At 72.5% G+C, this 16,891-nt stretch carries 16 protein-coding genes; 9 read left to right on the top strand and 7 right to left on the bottom strand.

What is annotated here, in order from left to right; translation table 11 throughout:
- Nucleotides 1–26: 26 nt before the first annotated feature.
- Nucleotides 27–581, top strand: a complete 555-nt coding sequence (locus ABZT17_RS29715; RefSeq protein ID WP_356353190.1) for a hypothetical protein — start codon at nt 27–29, stop codon at nt 579–581.
- Nucleotides 582–594: 13 nt separating this feature from the next.
- On the opposite strand, the gene ABZT17_RS29710 is transcribed toward ABZT17_RS29715, so the two are convergent.
- From ABZT17_RS29710 to ABZT17_RS29690, 5 genes are all read right to left on the bottom strand, one after another.
- Nucleotides 595–969 carry a hypothetical protein gene (locus ABZT17_RS29710; protein WP_356353157.1) on the bottom strand — a complete coding sequence of 125 codons (375 nt, stop codon included), beginning with the start codon at nt 967–969 and terminating at the stop codon, nt 595–597.
- Between the two features lie 22 nt (nt 970–991).
- A complete protein-coding gene (locus tag ABZT17_RS29705) occupies nt 992–1,510 on the bottom strand; it encodes a roadblock/LC7 domain-containing protein (RefSeq protein ID WP_356353155.1) in 519 nt (172 codons plus the stop codon).
- A gap of 22 nt (nt 1,511–1,532) precedes the next feature.
- Nucleotides 1,533–2,672, bottom strand: a complete 1,140-nt coding sequence (locus ABZT17_RS29700; RefSeq protein ID WP_356353153.1) for a hypothetical protein — start codon at nt 2,670–2,672, stop codon at nt 1,533–1,535.
- The gene (locus tag ABZT17_RS29695) at nt 2,669–3,085 is read right to left on the bottom strand and encodes a hypothetical protein (RefSeq protein WP_356353152.1); all 417 of its coding nucleotides are present in this window, start codon (nt 3,083–3,085) and stop codon (nt 2,669–2,671) included. Before ABZT17_RS29695 ends, ABZT17_RS29700 begins: the two co-directional genes overlap by 4 nt.
- A gap of 205 nt (nt 3,086–3,290) precedes the next feature.
- The gene (locus tag ABZT17_RS29690; protein ID WP_356353150.1) at nt 3,291–4,694 is read right to left on the bottom strand and encodes a diaminopimelate decarboxylase; all 1,404 of its coding nucleotides are present in this window, start codon (nt 4,692–4,694) and stop codon (nt 3,291–3,293) included.
- 115 nt (nt 4,695–4,809) lie between these two features.
- Here ABZT17_RS29690 and hutU point away from each other — a divergent pair, with 115 nt between their 5' ends.
- The 4 genes from hutU (at nt 4,810) to hutI (ending at nt 10,278) form a co-directional block, all read left to right on the top strand.
- On the top strand, nt 4,810–6,474 hold the full coding sequence (hutU, locus tag ABZT17_RS29685; RefSeq protein ID WP_356353148.1) for a urocanate hydratase: 1,665 nt from the start codon (nt 4,810–4,812) through the stop codon (nt 6,472–6,474).
- Nucleotides 6,475–6,539: 65 nt separating this feature from the next.
- Complete coding sequence (locus ABZT17_RS29680) at nt 6,540–7,748, top strand: allantoate amidohydrolase (protein WP_356353189.1); 1,209 nt, start codon at nt 6,540–6,542, stop codon at nt 7,746–7,748.
- Nucleotides 7,745–9,082 carry a formimidoylglutamate deiminase gene (locus ABZT17_RS29675; protein ID WP_356353146.1) on the top strand — a complete coding sequence of 446 codons (1,338 nt, stop codon included), beginning with the start codon at nt 7,745–7,747 and terminating at the stop codon, nt 9,080–9,082. The genes ABZT17_RS29680 and ABZT17_RS29675 overlap by 4 nt, the downstream gene beginning before the upstream one ends.
- A gap of 20 nt (nt 9,083–9,102) precedes the next feature.
- Complete coding sequence (hutI, locus tag ABZT17_RS29670) at nt 9,103–10,278, top strand: imidazolonepropionase (protein WP_356353144.1); 1,176 nt, start codon at nt 9,103–9,105, stop codon at nt 10,276–10,278.
- Nucleotides 10,279–10,293: 15 nt separating this feature from the next.
- Here hutI and ABZT17_RS29665 read toward each other — a convergent pair whose 3' ends face one another.
- Nucleotides 10,294–11,874, bottom strand: coding sequence for an RICIN domain-containing protein (locus ABZT17_RS29665; protein WP_356353141.1), 1,581 nt, complete (start codon nt 11,872–11,874; stop codon nt 10,294–10,296).
- A gap of 197 nt (nt 11,875–12,071) precedes the next feature.
- On the bottom strand, nt 12,072–12,971 hold the full coding sequence (locus tag ABZT17_RS29660) for an RNA polymerase sigma factor SigF (RefSeq protein ID WP_356353188.1): 900 nt from the start codon (nt 12,969–12,971) through the stop codon (nt 12,072–12,074).
- 239 nt (nt 12,972–13,210) lie between these two features.
- Here ABZT17_RS29660 and ABZT17_RS29655 point away from each other — a divergent pair, with 239 nt between their 5' ends.
- From ABZT17_RS29655 to ABZT17_RS29640, 4 genes are all read left to right on the top strand, one after another.
- Nucleotides 13,211–13,588, top strand: coding sequence for an STAS domain-containing protein (locus tag ABZT17_RS29655; RefSeq protein ID WP_356353139.1), 378 nt, complete (start codon nt 13,211–13,213; stop codon nt 13,586–13,588).
- Nucleotides 13,589–13,832: 244 nt separating this feature from the next.
- On the top strand, nt 13,833–14,396 hold the full coding sequence (locus ABZT17_RS29650; RefSeq protein ID WP_356353137.1) for an ATP-binding protein: 564 nt from the start codon (nt 13,833–13,835) through the stop codon (nt 14,394–14,396).
- A 326-nt stretch (nt 14,397–14,722) separates the two neighbouring features.
- Nucleotides 14,723–16,003, top strand: a complete 1,281-nt coding sequence (serS, locus tag ABZT17_RS29645; protein WP_356353135.1) for a serine--tRNA ligase — start codon at nt 14,723–14,725, stop codon at nt 16,001–16,003.
- Between the two features lie 160 nt (nt 16,004–16,163).
- On the top strand, nt 16,164–16,859 hold the full coding sequence (locus ABZT17_RS29640) for an LPXTG cell wall anchor domain-containing protein (RefSeq protein WP_356353134.1): 696 nt from the start codon (nt 16,164–16,166) through the stop codon (nt 16,857–16,859).
- The last annotated feature ends 32 nt before the right edge of the window (nt 16,860–16,891 follow it).

Below are 16,891 nucleotides of genomic sequence, written 5' to 3'. Positions count from 1 at the left end.
AGGGCAGGGCCCAGGGGCTGGCTCGGGTGGCCGTCGTCGTACGGGCCGGAGCCGCGCCGCTGTGGTGGGCCGGGGTGTTCGCGGCCGGCGTCGGAGTGCTGGTGCCGGGCGTCACCGGGCGCGGGATCGGTGTGCCGGCGGGGGCCGCGCTGTTCGTGGTGGCGGCGGCCGTGGTGTCGTACACGCGCCGCAAGCGCTACATGGGGCTCGCCCGCTCGGCGGCCCGCGCCGGCAAGCACGACGTGCTGCAGGACCGTGCCGTGAGTGTGCGCAACTGGCGGCGCGGACACCGCTGGTGGCTGCTGCTCGCGTTCGTGGGGGCGCTCGGCGCCTCCCTCGTCGTACCGGCCGCGGGCGGGATGCTGCTCGCCGGTGCCGGTACGGGCCTCCGGCTGAAGGCCGCCTGGCTCGGGCGGCGCGAGCGGGATCTGGACGCCCTGCTGTGGGTGCGGGTCGACTGGCTCGCCGGGGACGGCGGGCGACCCGCCGGCAGGACGGTGAAGGCCTACCGCAGCACGGGTGTCGCGGCGGGCGACGCGGCCCCCGGAGGGGCGCGACGCCGCACCGCGGCACCCGTGTGACCCGTGCGGCCGGCTAGACCTCCAGGTCCTCCTCGATCCTCTTCAACTGGTGGCGCGCCATCGCCAGGTTGGACCGCTTGGCGTCGAGCACCAGGTAGAGGAAGAGGCCGTTGCCGCCCCTTCCGGCGATCAGCCGGATCAGGTGGTACTGGTCGGAGAGGCTGATCAGGATGTCCTCGATCTGGCCCTTCAGCCCGAGGTGCTCCATCGTGCGCATCTTGGCGCGCACCACGTCGGTGTTGCCGGCGGCGGCGACGTTCAGGTCGAAGCTCTTGCTGCCGCCCATCGTGCCCAGCGCCATGCCGCTGGTGTAGTCGACGAGTGCGACGCCGGTCGCGCCCTCGATGGAGGCGAGGGCTTCCTTCAGACAGGTTTCCGTGTTGGCCATGAGTGTGTTCCTCGGTTCCTTTTCAACTTTCGGTGGTGGAGCGCGCGTTGGTGGTCGTGGTGGTGCGTGGCGCGCGCGGGGTTCTGGTCCGGGTGCCGGTCGTCTTGGCGGCGGCCGGTTTGGCGGGCCTGGGCTGCTTGGCGCGGCCCGCCGGTGCGCCGTGGGTGTCGAGGAGCTCGGCGATACGCGTGGCGGCCCGGCGGCCCTCCAACAGCAGCCGGCCGACGTTCACCCGGTCCTGGGCGAGCAGGGTCAGTACGGCGGGCGCGGCGGTGCCCCCGCCCGCGGTGAACGTCGCCACATAGCCGTACATCCCGCGGACGAGCAGCTCGCGGAAGTCTCCCTGGCCGCTCGCGTCCGCCAGCTTCACGGCGGCGGCGTGCGTGGCCGCGGTGAGCGCGGCCACGCCCTGGGGGTCGACACCGGGGGTGTCCTGGGCGAGGACGACCTCGTCGACGGCGGTCGCGAGGGCGCCGGTGAGCTGGGGGACGCGGGCCCTCAACCGGCGGAGCTCGTCGAGGATATGAGGATCGGGAGCCATCGGGGGTCTCCTCTCGAACCGGTCAAAGGGCCTCCAGCGCATCTCTGAGCCTCTTCAGCAGCGTGATGTGGGGGTCGGGGTGCGGCGGTTCGGACGACGGCGGTCGGGAGGGCGGCCGTTCGGTGTGGGCGGGCGTCCGCGCGCCGGGCGCGGGTCCGGCCGTGCCCACCCGTTCCGCCGTGCGGTACGGATGCTCACGGCCTGGTTCGGGGGACGCCTCGCCCCGGCGGGGCAGCGGTGGCGGCTGGCCCGGGCCGGGTGGTGTCTGCCCGGTGTTCGGCAGGGGGTGGCCGGGGGCCGCGGGCGACGGTTCCCGGCTCGGCGGCGGTGGCTCCCACGGGCCGTCCTGTCTGTGCCGGCCGGGTGGCTGTGGCCGTGCCGGCTCCGTGTCGGGTCGGCGTACCGGCGTCAGGACGCCCGCCGCCGTCAGGCGTCTGACGTCCACCAGGGTGTGGAAGGCCAGGTGGCCCAGGGCTCTGGCTATGTCCGACGCGGTACGGGTGCCGTTCGCCTGGGCCAGGACCGTGCGCTGTCGGCGGGTCAGCGAGGGTGCCGCCGGGAGGTCGGTGAGGGTGAGCGGGGCCTCGTCGGTGGCCGGGTCGGGCCAGATGCGGTGCAGGAGGTCGCGGCGGCGCAGGGTCTCGCGCTCCAGGGCGGCCACGGGGACCGGCCGGACCGTGCCCGGGGGCGTGTGCGCGGTGCCGTAGCGGAAGCGGCCGGGGGTCGAGCTCGGGGCGAGGACGAAGTACGCGGCGTCGTACAGGGCCGTCAGCCGGCACAGTTCGAAGGCGCCGAGGGCCAGCCGGCCCGCGTCGACCAGCCGGAGACCGGCGTGGTGGCCGAGGTCGCCCACGGGGTGGTCGGCGTGGCTGACGGGGGCGTCGGCCGCCGACTCGCCGAGCGCCTGTTGCCAGGCCTCGGCGGCGAGCGTGCCGTGGGCCGTCAGAAGGGCTTCCAGGCCGGGCGCGCACGGGCTCTCGGCGTGCACCACCAGACCCTCGGCGAGGTGCAGGGTGCCGTGCTCACGGAACAGGACGCCGGTGGCCCGCTCGGCGGCGAGCCGGGTCAGCATCGGCGAGACCCCGCCCCAGCCGCGCTCGGCGGCGGCCACCTTCTTGCGCACCGGCAGCCGCGGTGGCTCGGTCATGTGGACGGCGGTCATGCCAGCACCAGCCGTTCCGCCATCTCGCCCAGCCGGATGCGGGCCATCGCCAGATTGCCCTCCGTACGGGCCAGCCACAGATGCAGGAACAAGCTGCCGTCGAAGGAGGACCCCACGAACCGCAGCACGTGGTAGCTGTCCCGGTTGCTGACGATCAGGTCCTCGACCGGCGGATCGGCCGGGTCGGCGTCCGGCGCGTCCTCCGCCCCGGGGTCGTCGGCGGGCGCGAACGCGTGCTGCTCGGCGGCCAGCCGCGCGATCTCGGCGGCCTCCGCGGCGGCCGCCTCCTGGTCGCCGCCCGGCGACTCGCCCACGCTGCCCAGGGCCAGCCCGCTGGTCCAGTCGATCAGCGCGGCGCCGCGCGCGCCGGGCAGTCGCATGGCTTCCAGCAGGCACTCGTCGATTCCGGGCACCGTGGCTCCCCTCCCGCCTGGGGTTCGGCTGAGTGACGCCGAAACTACGCAACGTGTGCGCGGCGGGTGAGGGATCTGGCATTTTCCGGTGGAACATGCTCCGGAGGACTAAGGTGGGTCGACTCGCCCTGTTTCCCGCCCTGTTGGAACCGCGGTCGCACCAGCACGCGGACCAGCAGTTGAACCGCGGATCCATGGGTGTGCGTCAACGGCGCTCGGGGGTACGGAGGGCGGTGAGCGCGCCCGCGTGCGCCCCACCCGACTCGGCCACGATCTCGTCCAGCCGCTGTTCCTCCCGCACGGTCGCGAAGGCGACTCCCCCCGAACCGTCCGGTGCGAAGCCGTGAATGCCGGGCCGGGCGAGGGAGTTGTACGCGTAGTGGTGCGCGAAGTAGTACGCGCCCGTGTCCAGCGCCGCCGCGTAGTCACCCTGCTCCAGCAACGGCAGCGCCCGTCCCTCGGCGAGCAGGTCCCCCGCGAAACAGGCCGGCCCCGCCACGTCCTGCACCACCGCGGGCCCCTCCTTCGGCCGCCCCTTCGCGTCGTACGCGGCGATCCTGAGCGGCCACGACGCTGGTACGTACACCGTCCGCGTCGCCACCTGCACCCCCGCGTGGGTCACCGCGACGGGCCGGCCGCCCGCGCTCTTGGCGTACTCCACCCGCGCCACCACGGTTCCGTGCTTGGCCAGCAGCGACCGTCCGAACTCGGTCACCAGCCCGTACCGCCCGTCGAACAGCCCCGGCACCGCCTCCCGCAGCAGCCGCGCGTACTGCGCGTACGTGGGCGTCGTCACATCGGAGCCGAAGTTCACCGGCAGCCCGCCGCCGATGTCCAGGGTGTCGATCTGCGGCCGCCCGAGACGGCGGTTGATCTCCTCGGCGAGCGCGAAGACCTCGGCCACTCCCTGCGCCATCAGCGACAGCGGGATGCCCTGCGATCCGGTGTGCGCGTGCAGCCGCGTCAGCCACGGGCGGTCCGCGTACGCCCGTACGACCCACTCCCGCGCCCCCTCGTCCCGCAGCGCCACCCCGAACTTCGAGGTGGCCGTCGCCGTCGAGGTGGCTCCGATGGAACCCCCGCCGACCTGCGGGTTCACCCGGATTCCGATCGGTGAGCGGCTGGTGGCCGACCGGATCAGGGCGTCGATCCGGTCCAGCTCCTGGGGGTTGTCCGCGTTGACGGCGATCCCGAGCGCCAGCGCCTCCCGCAGCTCGGCCGGTGTCTTGGCGGGCGAGTCCAGCACCGTGAGGTGCGGCGGCACTCCCGCCGCCCGCGCCAGCGCCAGCTCGCCGGGGCTCGCCACCTCGGCGCCCAGCCCCTCCTCGCGCAGCAGCCGTACCACCGGCACCAGCGGGGTCGCCTTGACCGCGAAGGCGTGCAGCACCGGGGTGCCGGGCGCCACCACCGCGTCGAACGCCGCCCGCAGCTCGGCCGCGGACTCCCGGATGCCCACGACGTCCAGCAGGCCCAGAATGGGCGTGCCCGGTCCGAGCAGACCCCGCTCCACGGCCGCCCGCACCGCTTCGTCACGCCGCGCGGCACCGTCCGTCCGGCCGCCGTTCCCGTAGCCCACAACGCCCCCCGTGATGTCGTCGCCCGCGTCCATGCGTCCAGCCAAACATCTGTGACGTACCCATGCTGCCCACCGGTTCTATTGACTAGCTCTATTCAGGACGTCAGGATGTGAATAACGGCATCAATAATCCGCTAGGAGGCAGACCATGTCAGGACCCCGCCCCGTACGAGCACCGCGCGGTACGGAACTGAGCGCCCTGGGATGGCAGCAGGAAGCCGCCCTGCGGATGCTGCAGAACAACCTGGACCCCGAGGTCGCCGAACACCCCGACAAGCTCGTCGTCTACGGCGGCACCGGCAAGGCCGCCCGTGACTGGCGCTCCTTCGACGCCATGGTGCGCACGCTGAGGACCCTGAAGCAGGACGAGACCATGCTGGTCCAGTCCGGCCGCCCGGTCGGCGTGATGCAGACCCACGAGTGGGCGCCTCGCGTCCTCATCGCCAACTCCAACCTGGTCGGCGACTGGGCCACCTGGGAGGAGTTCCGCCGCCTGGAGGCCCTCGGCCTGACCATGTACGGCCAGATGACCGCCGGTTCCTGGATCTACATCGGCACCCAGGGCATCCTCCAGGGCACCTACGAGACCTTCGCCGCCGTCGCCGCCAAGAAGTTCGGTGGCACGCTCGCGGGGACCATCACGCTGACCGCCGGCCTCGGCGGGATGGGCGGCGCCCAGCCGCTCGCGGTCACGATGAACGACGGCGTCGCGATCTGTATCGACTGCGACCCGCGCGCCATCGAGCGCCGCATCGAGCACCGGTACCTGGATGTGCGGGCCGACTCCCTCGACCACGCCCTCCAGCTGGCCACCGAGGCCCGGGACGCCCGCCGTCCGCTCTCCATCGGCGTCCTCGGCAACGCCGCCGAGATCGTCCCCCAGCTCCTCGCCATGGGCGCCCCCATCGACATCGTCACCGACCAGACCTCGGCCCACGACCCGCTGGCCTATCTGCCGCTGGGCATCGACTTCGAGGACATGGCGGACGCGGCGGCCAAGGATCCGGCCGGCTTCACCGCCCGCGCCCGCGAGGCGATGGCCAGGCACGTCGAGGCCATGGTCGGCTTCATGGACGCCGGCGCCGAGGTCTTCGACTACGGCAACTCGATCCGCGGCGAGGCCCGACTCGCCGGATACGACCGGGCGTTCGCCTTCCCCGGCTTCGTCCCCGCCTACATCCGCCCCCTCTTCTGCGAGGGCAAGGGCCCCTTCCGCTGGGCGGCCCTCTCCGGCGACCCGGCCGACATCGCCAAGACCGACAAGGCGATCCTGGAGCTCTTCCCGGAGAACGAGTCCCTCGCCCGCTGGATCAAGATGGCCGGTGAGCGCGTCCACTTCCAGGGCCTGCCCGCGCGCATCTGCTGGCTCGGCTACGGCGAGCGGGACAAGGCCGGCGAGCGGTTCAACGACATGGTCGCGAGCGGCGAGCTGGCGGCGCCGCTGGCCATCGGCCGCGACCACCTCGACGCCGGGTCCGTCGCCTCCCCGTACCGCGAGACCGAGGCCATGCTCGACGGCTCCGACGCGATCGCCGACTGGCCGCTGCTGAACGCCATGGTCAACGTGGCCTCCGGCGCCTCGTGGGTCTCCATCCACCACGGCGGCGGCGTCGGCATGGGTCGCTCCCTCCACGCCGGCCAGGTCACGGTGGCCGACGGCACCAAGCTGGGCGGCGAGAAGGTCCGGCGGGTGCTGACCAACGACCCCGGGATGGGTGTCATCCGGCACGTGGACGCGGGCTACGACATCGCGGAGTCGGTGGCGGACGAGCGGGGCGTGCGGGTGCCCATGCGTGAAGGTGAGACGGCGTGACGGAGCGCGGCAACTCCTCCGCCCTGCGCGACGACCCCCCGCGGCTCGGCGGATCCTTCCAGGACATGTGGCGCGAGCTGCTGCCCATCGGGCGGCACCCCGGCTCCAAGGGGTACCGCCGCTACGCCTGGACCGGTGCCGACAGCGAGTGCCGGGACTGGTTCAGGGAGCAGGCCGAGCGGCGCGGGCTGCACTACGAGGTCGACCGGAACGGGAACCAGTGGGCCTGGCTCGGTGACCCCGCCGCCGGGGACGCCGTCGTCACCGGGTCGCATCTGGACTCCGTGCCGGACGGCGGGGCCTTCGACGGGCCGCTCGGGGTCGTGTCCTCCTTCGCCGCGCTCGACGAACTCCGCTGGAGGGGAGCGCAGTTCACCAAGCCGCTCGCCATCGTCAACTTCGGCGACGAGGAGGGCGCCCGGTTCGGGCTCGCCTGTGTCGGGTCGCGGCTGACCGCGGGGCAGCTCACCGTCGAGCAGGCGCACCGGCTGACCGACGGGGACGGGATCAGCCTGCCCCGGGCCATGGAGGCCGCCGGACACGACCCCGAGGGCATCGGTGCCGACCCCGAGCGGCTCGCCCGCATCGGTGCCTTCGTCGAGCTGCATGTCGAACAGGGCCGGGCGCTGGACCTCTCCGGCGACCGGGTCGGCATCGCCAGCGCCATCTGGCCGCACGGCCGCTGGCGGTTCGACTTCCGGGGCGAGGCCAACCACGCCGGCACCACCCGCCTCGTGGACCGGCGCGACCCGATGCTGACGTACGCCGAGACCGTGCTCGCCGCCCGCCGTGAGGCCGGGCTCGCCGGCGCCGTCGCCACCTTCGGCAAGATCTCCGTCGAGCCGAACGGCGTCAACGCCATCCCCTCCCTGGTGCGCGGCTGGCTCGACTCACGCGCCGAGGACCAGGCCACCCTCGACCTCGTCGTGGGCGGCATCGAACGGGCCGCCCAGGAGTACGCCGAGGCGCACGGCATCGCCCTCGACGTCGTCCGGGAGTCCTTCACGCCCGTCGTCGAGTTCGACCACGCCCTGCGCGACGAACTCGCCCGCATCCTCGGCAAGAGCCGGGACGGCGACATCACGGTCCCCGTCCTGGGCACCGGAGCCGGACACGACGCCGGGATTCTCTCCGGCAGCGTCCCGACCGCCATGCTGTTCGTGCGCAACCCCACGGGCGTCTCGCACTCCCCGGCCGAGTCCGCCGCCGAGGAGGACTGCGTGGCCGGAGTGCTCGCCCTCGCCGACGTACTGGAAGGACTGGCCTGCGGGTGAACTCGAAGACCTACTGGCTGGAACACGCCTGGCTCGACACCCACGTCGAGCCGGGTGTCGCCGTCGAGGTCGCGGGCGGCCGGATCACGGCCGTCCGCACGGACGTGCCCACCCCGCCCCCCGGTGCGGAGATCCTGCGCGGACTGACCCTCCCGGGTCTCGCCAACGCCCATTCGCACGCCTTCCACCGCGCCCTGCGCGGCACCGTCCAGGTCGGCTCCGGCACCTTCTGGACCTGGCGCGAGGTCATGTACTCCGTCGCCGACAGGCTGACCCCGGAGAGCTATCACGCCCTCGCCCGCGCGGTGTACGCCGAGATGGCCCTGGCGGGCGTGACCTCCGTCGGCGAGTTCCACTACGTCCACCACGCGCCCGGCGGCACTCCCTACGCCGACCCGAACGCGATGGGCGAGGCTCTGATCGCCGCTGCCGCCGACGCCGGTATCCGCGTCACCCTCCTCGACACCGCCTATCTTTCCTCCGGCTTCGGACAGGCGCCCAACACCCATCAGCTCCGCTTCTCCGACGGCAGCGCGGAGGCCTGGGCCGAACGCTGTTCACTTCTCAAGGAACGGGATCACGCGCGGATCGGGGCGGCCATCCACTCCGTACGGGCCGTGCCCGCCGACCAGTTGACGACCGTGGCGCGGTGGGCCGAGGAGCGGCGGGCCCCCCTCCATGTGCACCTGTCCGAGCAGACCGCCGAGAACGACGCCTGCCGGGAGGTCCACGGCTGCACCCCCACCCAGCTCCTTGCCCTGCACGGGGTGCTCGGGCCGCGCACCACCGGCGTCCACAACACCCACCTCACGGCCGAGGACATCTCCCTCATCGGCGGCAGCGGCACCGGCACCTGCATGTGCCCGACGACCGAACGGGACCTCGCGGACGGCATCGGACCCGCAGTGGCCCTGCAGAACGAGGGCTCTCCGCTCTCGCTCGGCTCCGACAGCCACGCCGTCATCGACCTGCTCGAAGAGGCCCGCGCCATGGAGCTGAACGAACGCCTGCACAGCCGCACCCGCGGCCACTGGACGGCGGCGGCCCTTCTGCGCGCCGCCTCCGCCGACGGTCACGCCGCCCTCGGCTGGGACGAGGCGGGGACGATCGAGCAGGGCGCGCTCGCCGACCTCACGACGATCGCCCTGGACTCGGTCAGGACGGCGGGCCCGCTGCCCAGGCTGGGCGCCGAGACGGCCGTATTCGCCGCGACGGCAGCGGACGTACGTCACACGATCGTGGGCGGACGGCACGTCGTACGCGACGGGGCGCACACGCTCGTACCGGATGTGCCGCAAGCCCTCGCGCGGGCGGTCGAAGCCCTCCGCGCCTGACGACCACCCACGAGGACGCCATGAGCAGCAGCACCGTCATCACCAACATCGCCACGCTGGTCACCAACTCCCCCTCCCTGGGCGACGGATCCCCTCTCGGTCTGATCCAGGACGCGGCCGTCGTCATCGAGGGCGACCGTGTCGTGTGGACCGGTGAATCAAGCAAAGCACCCGCCACTGACAACCGGGTCGACGCCGGTGGCCGGGCGGTCCTGCCGGGCTTCGTCGACTCCCACTCCCACCTGGTCTTCGCGGGCGACCGGACGCAGGAGTTCAACGCCCGCATGTCCGGTCGCACCTACACCGCGGGCGGCATCCGGACCACCGTCGCCGCCACCCGCGCCGCGACCGACGAGGCGCTGGAGGCCAACCTCACCCGGTACCTCGCCGAGGCCCTCCGCCAGGGCACGACGACGTTCGAGACCAAGTCGGGCTACGGCCTGACCGTCGAGGACGAGTCGCGCGCCCTGCGCATCGCGGCCCGGCACACCGACGAGGTGACGTACCTCGGCGCGCACATCGTCCCCCCGGACCACGCCGACGACCCGGCGGCCTATGTCGCCCTGGTCACCGGCGAGATGCTCGACGCCTGCGCCCCGTACGCCCGCTGGATCGACGTGTTCTGCGAGAAGGGCGCCTTCGACGGCGACCAGGCCCGGGCGATCCTCACCGCCGGCAAGGCCAGGGGCCTGCACCCGCGCATCCACGCCAACCAGCTCTCCTACGGACCCGGCGTGCAGCTGGCGGTCGAACTGGACGCCGCCAGCGCGGACCACTGCACCCACCTCACCGACGCCGACATCGACGCCCTGGCCAACGGCGACACGGTGGCCACGCTCCTGCCCGGCGCCGAGTTCTCCACCCGCGCCGAATGGCCGGACGCCCGACGGCTCCTCGACGCCGGCGTCACGGTCGCCCTCTCCACGGACTGCAACCCCGGCTCGTCCTTCACCTCCTCCGTGCCCTTCTGTATCGCTCTCGCGGTACGGGACATGCGGATGACCCCGGACGAGGCGGTCTGGTCGGCCACGGCGGGCGGCGCGGCGGCACTCCGGCGCGACGACATCGGCTGCCTGACGCCGGGCGCGTACGCGGACCTCATCGCCCTCGACGCGCCGAGCCATGTCCATCTGGCCTACCGGCCGGGCGTACCGCTGGTCACCGACGTATGGCGACGGGGCGTCCACCAGGGCTGAGCCCGCCCCGGCCCGTCACCGCGCCCCCGCCCGCCACCGCTGCGCGGCACCTCCGTCCAGCGGCCGCACCGCCACCCCGTCCCCGCCCGCCGGGGTCACCCCGGTCTCGATGGCGATCGCCGGGCGGATCACGCCGTCCGGGTCCACCGTGAACCTCAGGTTCTGGCCGTGGTCGCCGCTGACCGAGGCGCACTCCCAGATGCCGACGCCCTTGTCGACGTCGCCCCGGCTGTCGAGGCAGTAGTCCGAGTCGGCGTACGACTGGACCACCCCGCGGGCCGTGTCGACCCGCCAGCGCTGGGTGTCGGAGGAGGTGCAGGGGGCCGTGACGACGTCTGTGCCGTCCGCGAGGTCGCCGTCACGGATGTCGAGGCAGCGGCCGGTGGAGGCGTTCACGATCTGGGCGTAGGTGCCGTTCGGGGCGTGCGCGGCGGGGGAGGGACTGGGCTTCGCCGACTTGGAGGGGGACGGACTCCGGGTGGGGGAAGGGGAGGTGCTCGCGGAGGCGGAGGCGGACGGGGAGGCGGAAGGCGTGGGCGAGACGTCCGCCGTCACCGGTGGCACGCTCGTGGGCGCGCCGGTCGCGCCCGCCGCCTGCCGGGAGGACCCGGCCGGTGAGCCGCCGATCCGGGAGAGCAGGAGGACCAGCAGCGGGGTGAGGGCGACGGCGACGGCGAGCGAGGTGAGCAGCACCCGCCGGGAGGGCGGCCAGGCCGTCGCTCCCGCGAGGGGCTTGGCCCTCCTGGCACCCGCCGCCGACCTGCGTGTCGTCTGCGGACGCGGCTCGTCGCGGATCGCGTACGGCGTCCCCGCCCACGGCAGCAGCCCCTCGGCGAGGGCCCTGCGCGGGGCGTCGCGCAGGGCCGTCAGTTCCGCGTGGGCAGCCGTGCAGTGGACGCAGTGGACCATGTGGGCGCGCAGATCGGCACTGTCGCGGGGGTTGTCGGGCCGTACCGACTCCTCGATGAGGCGGCCGAAGTTGCCGCAGCGGGGATCGGAGGAGGCGGCCAGACGGGAGCGGAGACAGGCGTGGGCCATGGCCTGGAGGGCGAACGGGATCTCATGGGCGACGTCCTCGGGGGTGAGCCCGAGGAGGACGGCGGTGCGCTCATGGGGTTCGCGGTCCACCACGCCGTACCAGATCAGGCCCTGTGCGCGGCTGGGGAGGGACTGGAAGGCGCCGAGGAGGGGCGGGACCGGGCCCTCGGGGTCCGGTGCGCCCAGCGTCAGCAGCAGGCCGGGGTCGAGGCCCGCGACCCGCTCGTCGTAGGCCCAGGAGGCGGCCGAGCGGGCGGTCAGCAGCAGGAGTTCATGGCGCAGCGGGACAAGTGGTTCGGAGCCGCCCGCGATCTGACGCGCCGCCATGGTGAAGGCCTGTGCGGCCAGTTGACCGGCCGTCGAGTCGCTCGTCGTGCACAGCCGGGCGTAGGCGAGCACCGCGGGCCGGTGCCGGGCGCGGAGTTCCTGCAGGGCGGGATACGCGGTGACGGTGCTGGTCCGCAGCAGCTCCACGAGCCGCACATCGGCCGCACCCTCGGTATCGGCGATCCCTGTTCCGCCTTCGACGCCGTTGTCGGTCCGGTCGGCCCGAGCCATCGGCATCCGCCTCCTTGCGCCCTTGCCCGCCGGAGACCTGACCTGCCGGTGGGCATTGGGAGCCCATAGTGATGGAAGCGAACCTCTGGTGAAAGGGTTTCTGTGGGTAACGAAAGCGGCCACTGTGACCTGTCCTGGTCACAGTGGCCGCCGGCCGGGAAAGAACTTTCGGGAAACCGTCACCCGGGCGGTCACGGTCACTCCTCCAGCGTCAGCCCCTTGCGCAGCCGCACCAGTGTGCGCGACAGCAGCCGTGAGACATGCATCTGGGAGATGCCGAGTTCCTCGCCGATCTCCGACTGGGTCATGCCCGCGACGAAGCGCAGGGAGAGGATCTGCCGGTCCCGCGAGGGGAGTTCGGCGATCAGCGGCTTGAGCGACTCGACGTACTCGATGCCCTCCAGGCCGTGGTCCTCGTACCCGATCCGGTCCGCGAGCGCGCCCTCGGAGTCGTCCTCCTCCGGCTGGGCGTCCAGCGAGGAGGCGGTGTACGCGTTCGACGCCGCCATGCCCTCGACGACCTCGTCCCTGGTGAGGCCGAGGCGCTCCGCGAGCTCCGCCACGGTCGGCGCCCGGTCCAGCTTCTGGGACAGCTCGTCACCGGCCTTGGCCAGGTCGAGGCGCAGCTCCTGCAGCCGGCGCGGGACGCGCACGGACCACGAGGTGTCACGGAAGAAGCGCTTGATCTCCCCGACGATGGTCGGCATCGCGAAGGTGGGGAACTCGACGCCCCGGGAGAGCTCGAACCGGTCGATCGCCTTGATCAGGCCTATCGTGCCGACCTGGATGATGTCCTCCATCGGCTCGCTGCGCGAGCGGAAGCGGGAGGCGGCGAACTTGACCAGCGCGAGGTTCAGTTCGACGAGGGTGTTGCGGACGTACGAGTATTCGTACGTGCCTTCCTCCAGCGACTCCAGCCGCTCGAAGAGGGTCTTGGACAGCGCTCGTGCGTCGACCGGGCCCACCTCGTCGAACGGGGGGATCTCCGGAAGGCCGGCGAGCAGGTCCGTGTCGTCATGTTCCGGAGGGGGTGTCGACGTCGCCTGCCGGGTGTGGGGTGCGGGTGCGTCGAGCCGGGGTGACATGATGTCCTCCATCGTTCTCGGCATCGGGCTGCCGAAGCCTTGCGTGCACTGCGGTGTGCGGCGCCTCCAAAGCCGGCCGTGTCGGTTACGTATCTCTACTAGCCCTACCCGCTTTCCCACCGCCGCCGCAAGTGCTCTACGTGGGGATATGTCCGTTTTCGTGCGGTTGTTCGGGTGTCGGAGAGTGTGAGGAAGGCGTAGTGTTCGAGGGCGTACGTCAGCAGCCCACGACGTCGGGAGAGAGAGGCGGCATGGACCGCGGGACGGTCGGCAGCGCACAGTCTGGCCGGCTTCTGGTGGAGGTCAGGGAAGAGGGCTCCAGCGCAGTCGTGACACCGGCGGGTGAGTTGGATCACCACACCGCCGATCTGCTGCGGGAGCCGCTCGAGGACTGCCTCGCCAAAGGATTCAACCGGCTGGTCGTGGACTGCGCACGACTGGAGTTCTGCGACTCCACGGGGCTGAACGTGCTGCTGGGGGCCCGGCTGAAGGCCGAGGCCGCCGGTGGCGGGGTCACGCTCGCCGGGATGCTCCCGGTGGTGGCGCGGGTCTTCGAGATCACGGGGGCGGAGGCGGTCTTCACCGTCCACGACACGCTCGAGGCGGCCCTGTCCGACGAAGCCGGCTGAGCCCGGCCCGGCGGGGTGGTCGGCACTCTGTGCCCCGCCCCGCCGACCTCTGTGTGACCGGCACTTTCCGGGCGGCGCGCCGTCCGTGCCGAAACAGGGGGTGTTCTGCCGGTTCGGTCGGGCAGGAGACATCCTGAACATGTCGGCAGACAACTGGCGGATCAACCGCCGAAACACGTACAGACTGTTGACTCCGTACAGACTCTTGAATCGTGAACCGGTGAATCGGTGAGGTGAAGCGCTGATGAGCACCACCCGGCCTTACCCGCCGGGCGACCGCGGCCCGGAGCCCAGCGGCGCTTCCGGGACGTCCGAGGGGGGCGCACCCGCGGGCGGGACGTCCGAAGAGGACGGCGCGTCGTCGGGTCGGTCCGTGTCGTCATCCGTGTCGTCCGGGGGGCGACAGGCCCGCAGACTGGACTTCGAGGGGACCAGCGGCGTCGTCCCGCTCGCCCGCGACTTCACCCGCCAGGCGCTGTACGCGTGGGGCTGGCTGCCCGCCGACACGGCCGACCGCCGGGCCGCCGCCGAGGACGTCCTGCTCGTCGTCTCCGAGCTGGTGACCAACGCCTGTCTGCACGCCGAGGGCCCCAGCGAGCTGCGGATCACCCTCGACAACAAGGTGATCCGCCTGGAGGTCGCCGACCGCGGCACCGGCCAGCCGACCCCGCGCACCCCGCACCGCGCGGGCCGCCCCGGCGGCCACGGCATGTTCATCGTGCAGCGTCTGTGCCTGGACTGGGGGGTCGTGCGGACGCCCGGAGTGGCCGGCAAGGCGGTCTGGGCGGAGCTCGGCACCCCCGCGTAATTCGGTTCCCTCGCCCCGAGGCGCTGCTCTACCCTCGTCGGCAACGCGCTGACGGAGACAAGTAACCGGGAGCCCGCACGGGCCGCGGTGAATCCACTCCCGAGTGCGGGGAGGAAATGCCCCGCCGGCCGGCCCCCGTCATCGGGCCGCGACGAGACCGTCGTGACCCGTGCTGTGCACATATGTGCCTGTGCATGTGTGTACGTGCGTACGTGTGTACGACGGTGAAGGCGTGGTGGCACCGCGAGCACCCTCTCGCCCACGCCCCGAGGGACCCACCCCGGGGCGGCCGTGTGCCGTTCCGGCAGCACCGGACGGAGCGCACCATGCTCGACGTCACCCTCATCCGCGACCATCCCGACCAGGTCCGCGCCGGTCTGCGCAAACGCGCCGTCGACGCCGACATCCCCGCCTTCCTCGCCCTGGACACCGCCTTCCGCGAGGCGCGCACCGCCGTGGAGCGGCTGCGCGGCGAGCGGCGGCGCCTCTCGGCGGACATCGCGGTACGGCGCCGCGGCGGGCAGGCGGCCGAGGAACTCCAGGTCGAGGAACTCCGGGCCGAGGCGAGGGCCCTCGCCGGCCGCCTCGCCGACGCGGAGGCCCGGCTCGCCGAACTCGCCGGAAGACACCAGGAGTTCCTCGACGCCCTGCCCAACCTTCCGGACGACGACGTGGTCGCCGGCGGCAAGGAGAACAACGAAGTCGTACGGACCGCGGGGGAGCGCCCGGAGTTCGCCTTCCGTCCCAAGGACCATATGGCCCTCGCCCAGGACCTGCGGCTGGTCGACCACGGACGCGGCACCGCACTCGCCGGCAACGGCTACTGGATCTACCGCGGCCAGGGGGCGGCCCTGGAGTGGGCGCTGCTCAACCACTTCCTCGACGCCCACCGACGGGCCGGCTACGAGTTCGTCCTCCCACCGCATCTGCTGACCTACGAAGCGGGTTATACGGCGGGCCAGTTCCCCAAGTTCGCCGACGAGGTCTTCCGCACGGACGACGGGCACTTCCTCCTCCCCACCGCCGAGACCGCCCTGGTCAACCTGCACCGCGGCGAGACCCTCGACGAGCGGGAGCTGCCGCTCAAGTACGTCTCTTACACGCCCTGTTACCGCAGGGAGAGCGGCGGTTACCGGACGGCGGAGCGGGGCACCCTGCGCGGCCACCAGTTCAACAAGGTCGAGCTGTTCCAGTTCGCCCGGCCGGCGGACTCGGCGGCGGCACAGCTCGAACTGCTGGCCCGCGCGGAGGAGTTGGTCGCCGGGCTGGGTCTGCATCACCGGGTCACCCGGCTCGCCGCCGGGGACACCAGCCCCGCCCAGGCCAAGACCTACGACGTGGAGGTCTGGCTGCCCAGCCTCGGCGGCTACGCCGAGGTCAGCTCGGTCTCGAACGCCCGTGAGTACCAGGCCCGGCGCGGTGGCATCCGGTACCGGCCGCAGGGCGGCGGCAGACCCGCGTACGTCCATACGCTCAACGCGTCGGGTCTCGCCACCAGCCGCCTGCTCCCGGCGATCCTGGAGCAGCACCAGCGGGCCGACGGGACGGTGGTCGTGCCCGAGGTGCTGCGGCGCTGGGGGCTGCCGGACGTGCTGGGCGCGGTCTAGCTCGGGTTACCGAGGGTCACCTCCTCCACTCGAACCCCTTTCCGTGCGCGCCGGATCCCCACAACTCCGGCGCGCACCTTCTCTTCCCTCCTCAAGGGCCCGGGCGTACCTTGACGGCCGAATCTGATGTGCCGTCAGGAACGAGTCAAGGGAGCGGAACGTGTCGTACCGGAATCGAACCGCCGCGCTCGCGTCCGTCGCGGCCCTGGCCGGCTCGGCGGTGCTGCTCGCCGCCCCCGCGGCCGAGGCCAACGTCGTCGACGTCAACTACCAGTGCAAGACCCCGATCGGCGACAAAAGCGCCGTCTCACCGATCGACATCAAGGGCGTCAAGAGCGGCAGCGGTTACAAGATCACCATGTCGTGGCAGAAGGGTGTCTCCTCCAGCCCGGTCGAGCTGGGCAAGGGGGCGATGAATCCGAGCGCCACCATCAAACTGGGCGGCGCGGACAGCGGGACCGTGAACGTCTCGGGCCCCGCCAACCAGGAGGCGATCCCCGCCAACACCCCCATCAAGATCAATGACCTGACGGGTACGTACACCCCGAAGAAGACGGGCAGCGTCACCTTCACGCCGGGTGTCCTCACCATCAAGGCCCTGGGGACGACGACCACGTGCACGCCGTCGAACAGCCCCGGTCCGGCACTCACGCTGTCGGTCACGGCGAGCGGCGGCTCGGGCGGCACCGGCGGTACCTCGCAGAGCGGCACGGACTCGGGCGGTTCCCTGCCGCAGACCGGGCCCGACGACTCCGCCATCGCCCTGGGGACGTTGGGCGGCACGGTGCTGCTCGCCGGGGCGGCGGGGGCGCTGTGGCTGACCCGGAGGAACCAGACGGCTCGCGTCCGGCGCTGAGCGCCCGCTCGGACCCAGGTCGCCTCGCCCGG

Origin of the sequence: Streptomyces sp. NPDC005648, assembly GCF_040605395.1 — a bacterium.
GTDB lineage: Bacteria > Actinomycetota > Actinomycetes > Streptomycetales > Streptomycetaceae > Streptomyces.
This window is presented reverse-complemented; position numbering and strand designations above follow the sequence as displayed.

Excerpts from the sequence above, each read along its gene's own strand:
- ABZT17_RS29655 (WP_356353139.1), top strand. The coding sequence starts at position 13,211 with ATGGACCGCGGGACGGTCGGCAGCGCACAGTCTGGCCGGCTTCTGGTG.
- serS (WP_356353135.1), top strand. The coding sequence starts at position 14,723 with ATGCTCGACGTCACCCTCATCCGCGACCATCCCGACCAGGTCCGCGCC.
- hutI (WP_356353144.1), top strand. The coding sequence starts at position 9,103 with ATGAGCAGCAGCACCGTCATCACCAACATCGCCACGCTGGTCACCAAC.
- hutU (WP_356353148.1), top strand. The coding sequence starts at position 4,810 with ATGTCAGGACCCCGCCCCGTACGAGCACCGCGCGGTACGGAACTGAGC.
- ABZT17_RS29710 (WP_356353157.1), bottom strand. The coding sequence starts at position 969 with ATGGCCAACACGGAAACCTGTCTGAAGGAAGCCCTCGCCTCCATCGAG.
- ABZT17_RS29660 (WP_356353188.1), bottom strand. The coding sequence starts at position 12,971 with ATGGAGGACATCATGTCACCCCGGCTCGACGCACCCGCACCCCACACC.
- ABZT17_RS29680 (WP_356353189.1), top strand. The coding sequence starts at position 6,540 with ATGTGGCGCGAGCTGCTGCCCATCGGGCGGCACCCCGGCTCCAAGGGG.
- ABZT17_RS29665 (WP_356353141.1), bottom strand. The coding sequence starts at position 11,874 with ATGGCTCGGGCCGACCGGACCGACAACGGCGTCGAAGGCGGAACAGGG.
- ABZT17_RS29690 (WP_356353150.1), bottom strand. The coding sequence starts at position 4,694 with ATGGACGCGGGCGACGACATCACGGGGGGCGTTGTGGGCTACGGGAAC.
- ABZT17_RS29650 (WP_356353137.1), top strand. The coding sequence starts at position 13,833 with ATGAGCACCACCCGGCCTTACCCGCCGGGCGACCGCGGCCCGGAGCCC.
- ABZT17_RS29700 (WP_356353153.1), bottom strand. The coding sequence starts at position 2,672 with ATGACCGCCGTCCACATGACCGAGCCACCGCGGCTGCCGGTGCGCAAG.
- ABZT17_RS29705 (WP_356353155.1), bottom strand. The coding sequence starts at position 1,510 with ATGGCTCCCGATCCTCATATCCTCGACGAGCTCCGCCGGTTGAGGGCC.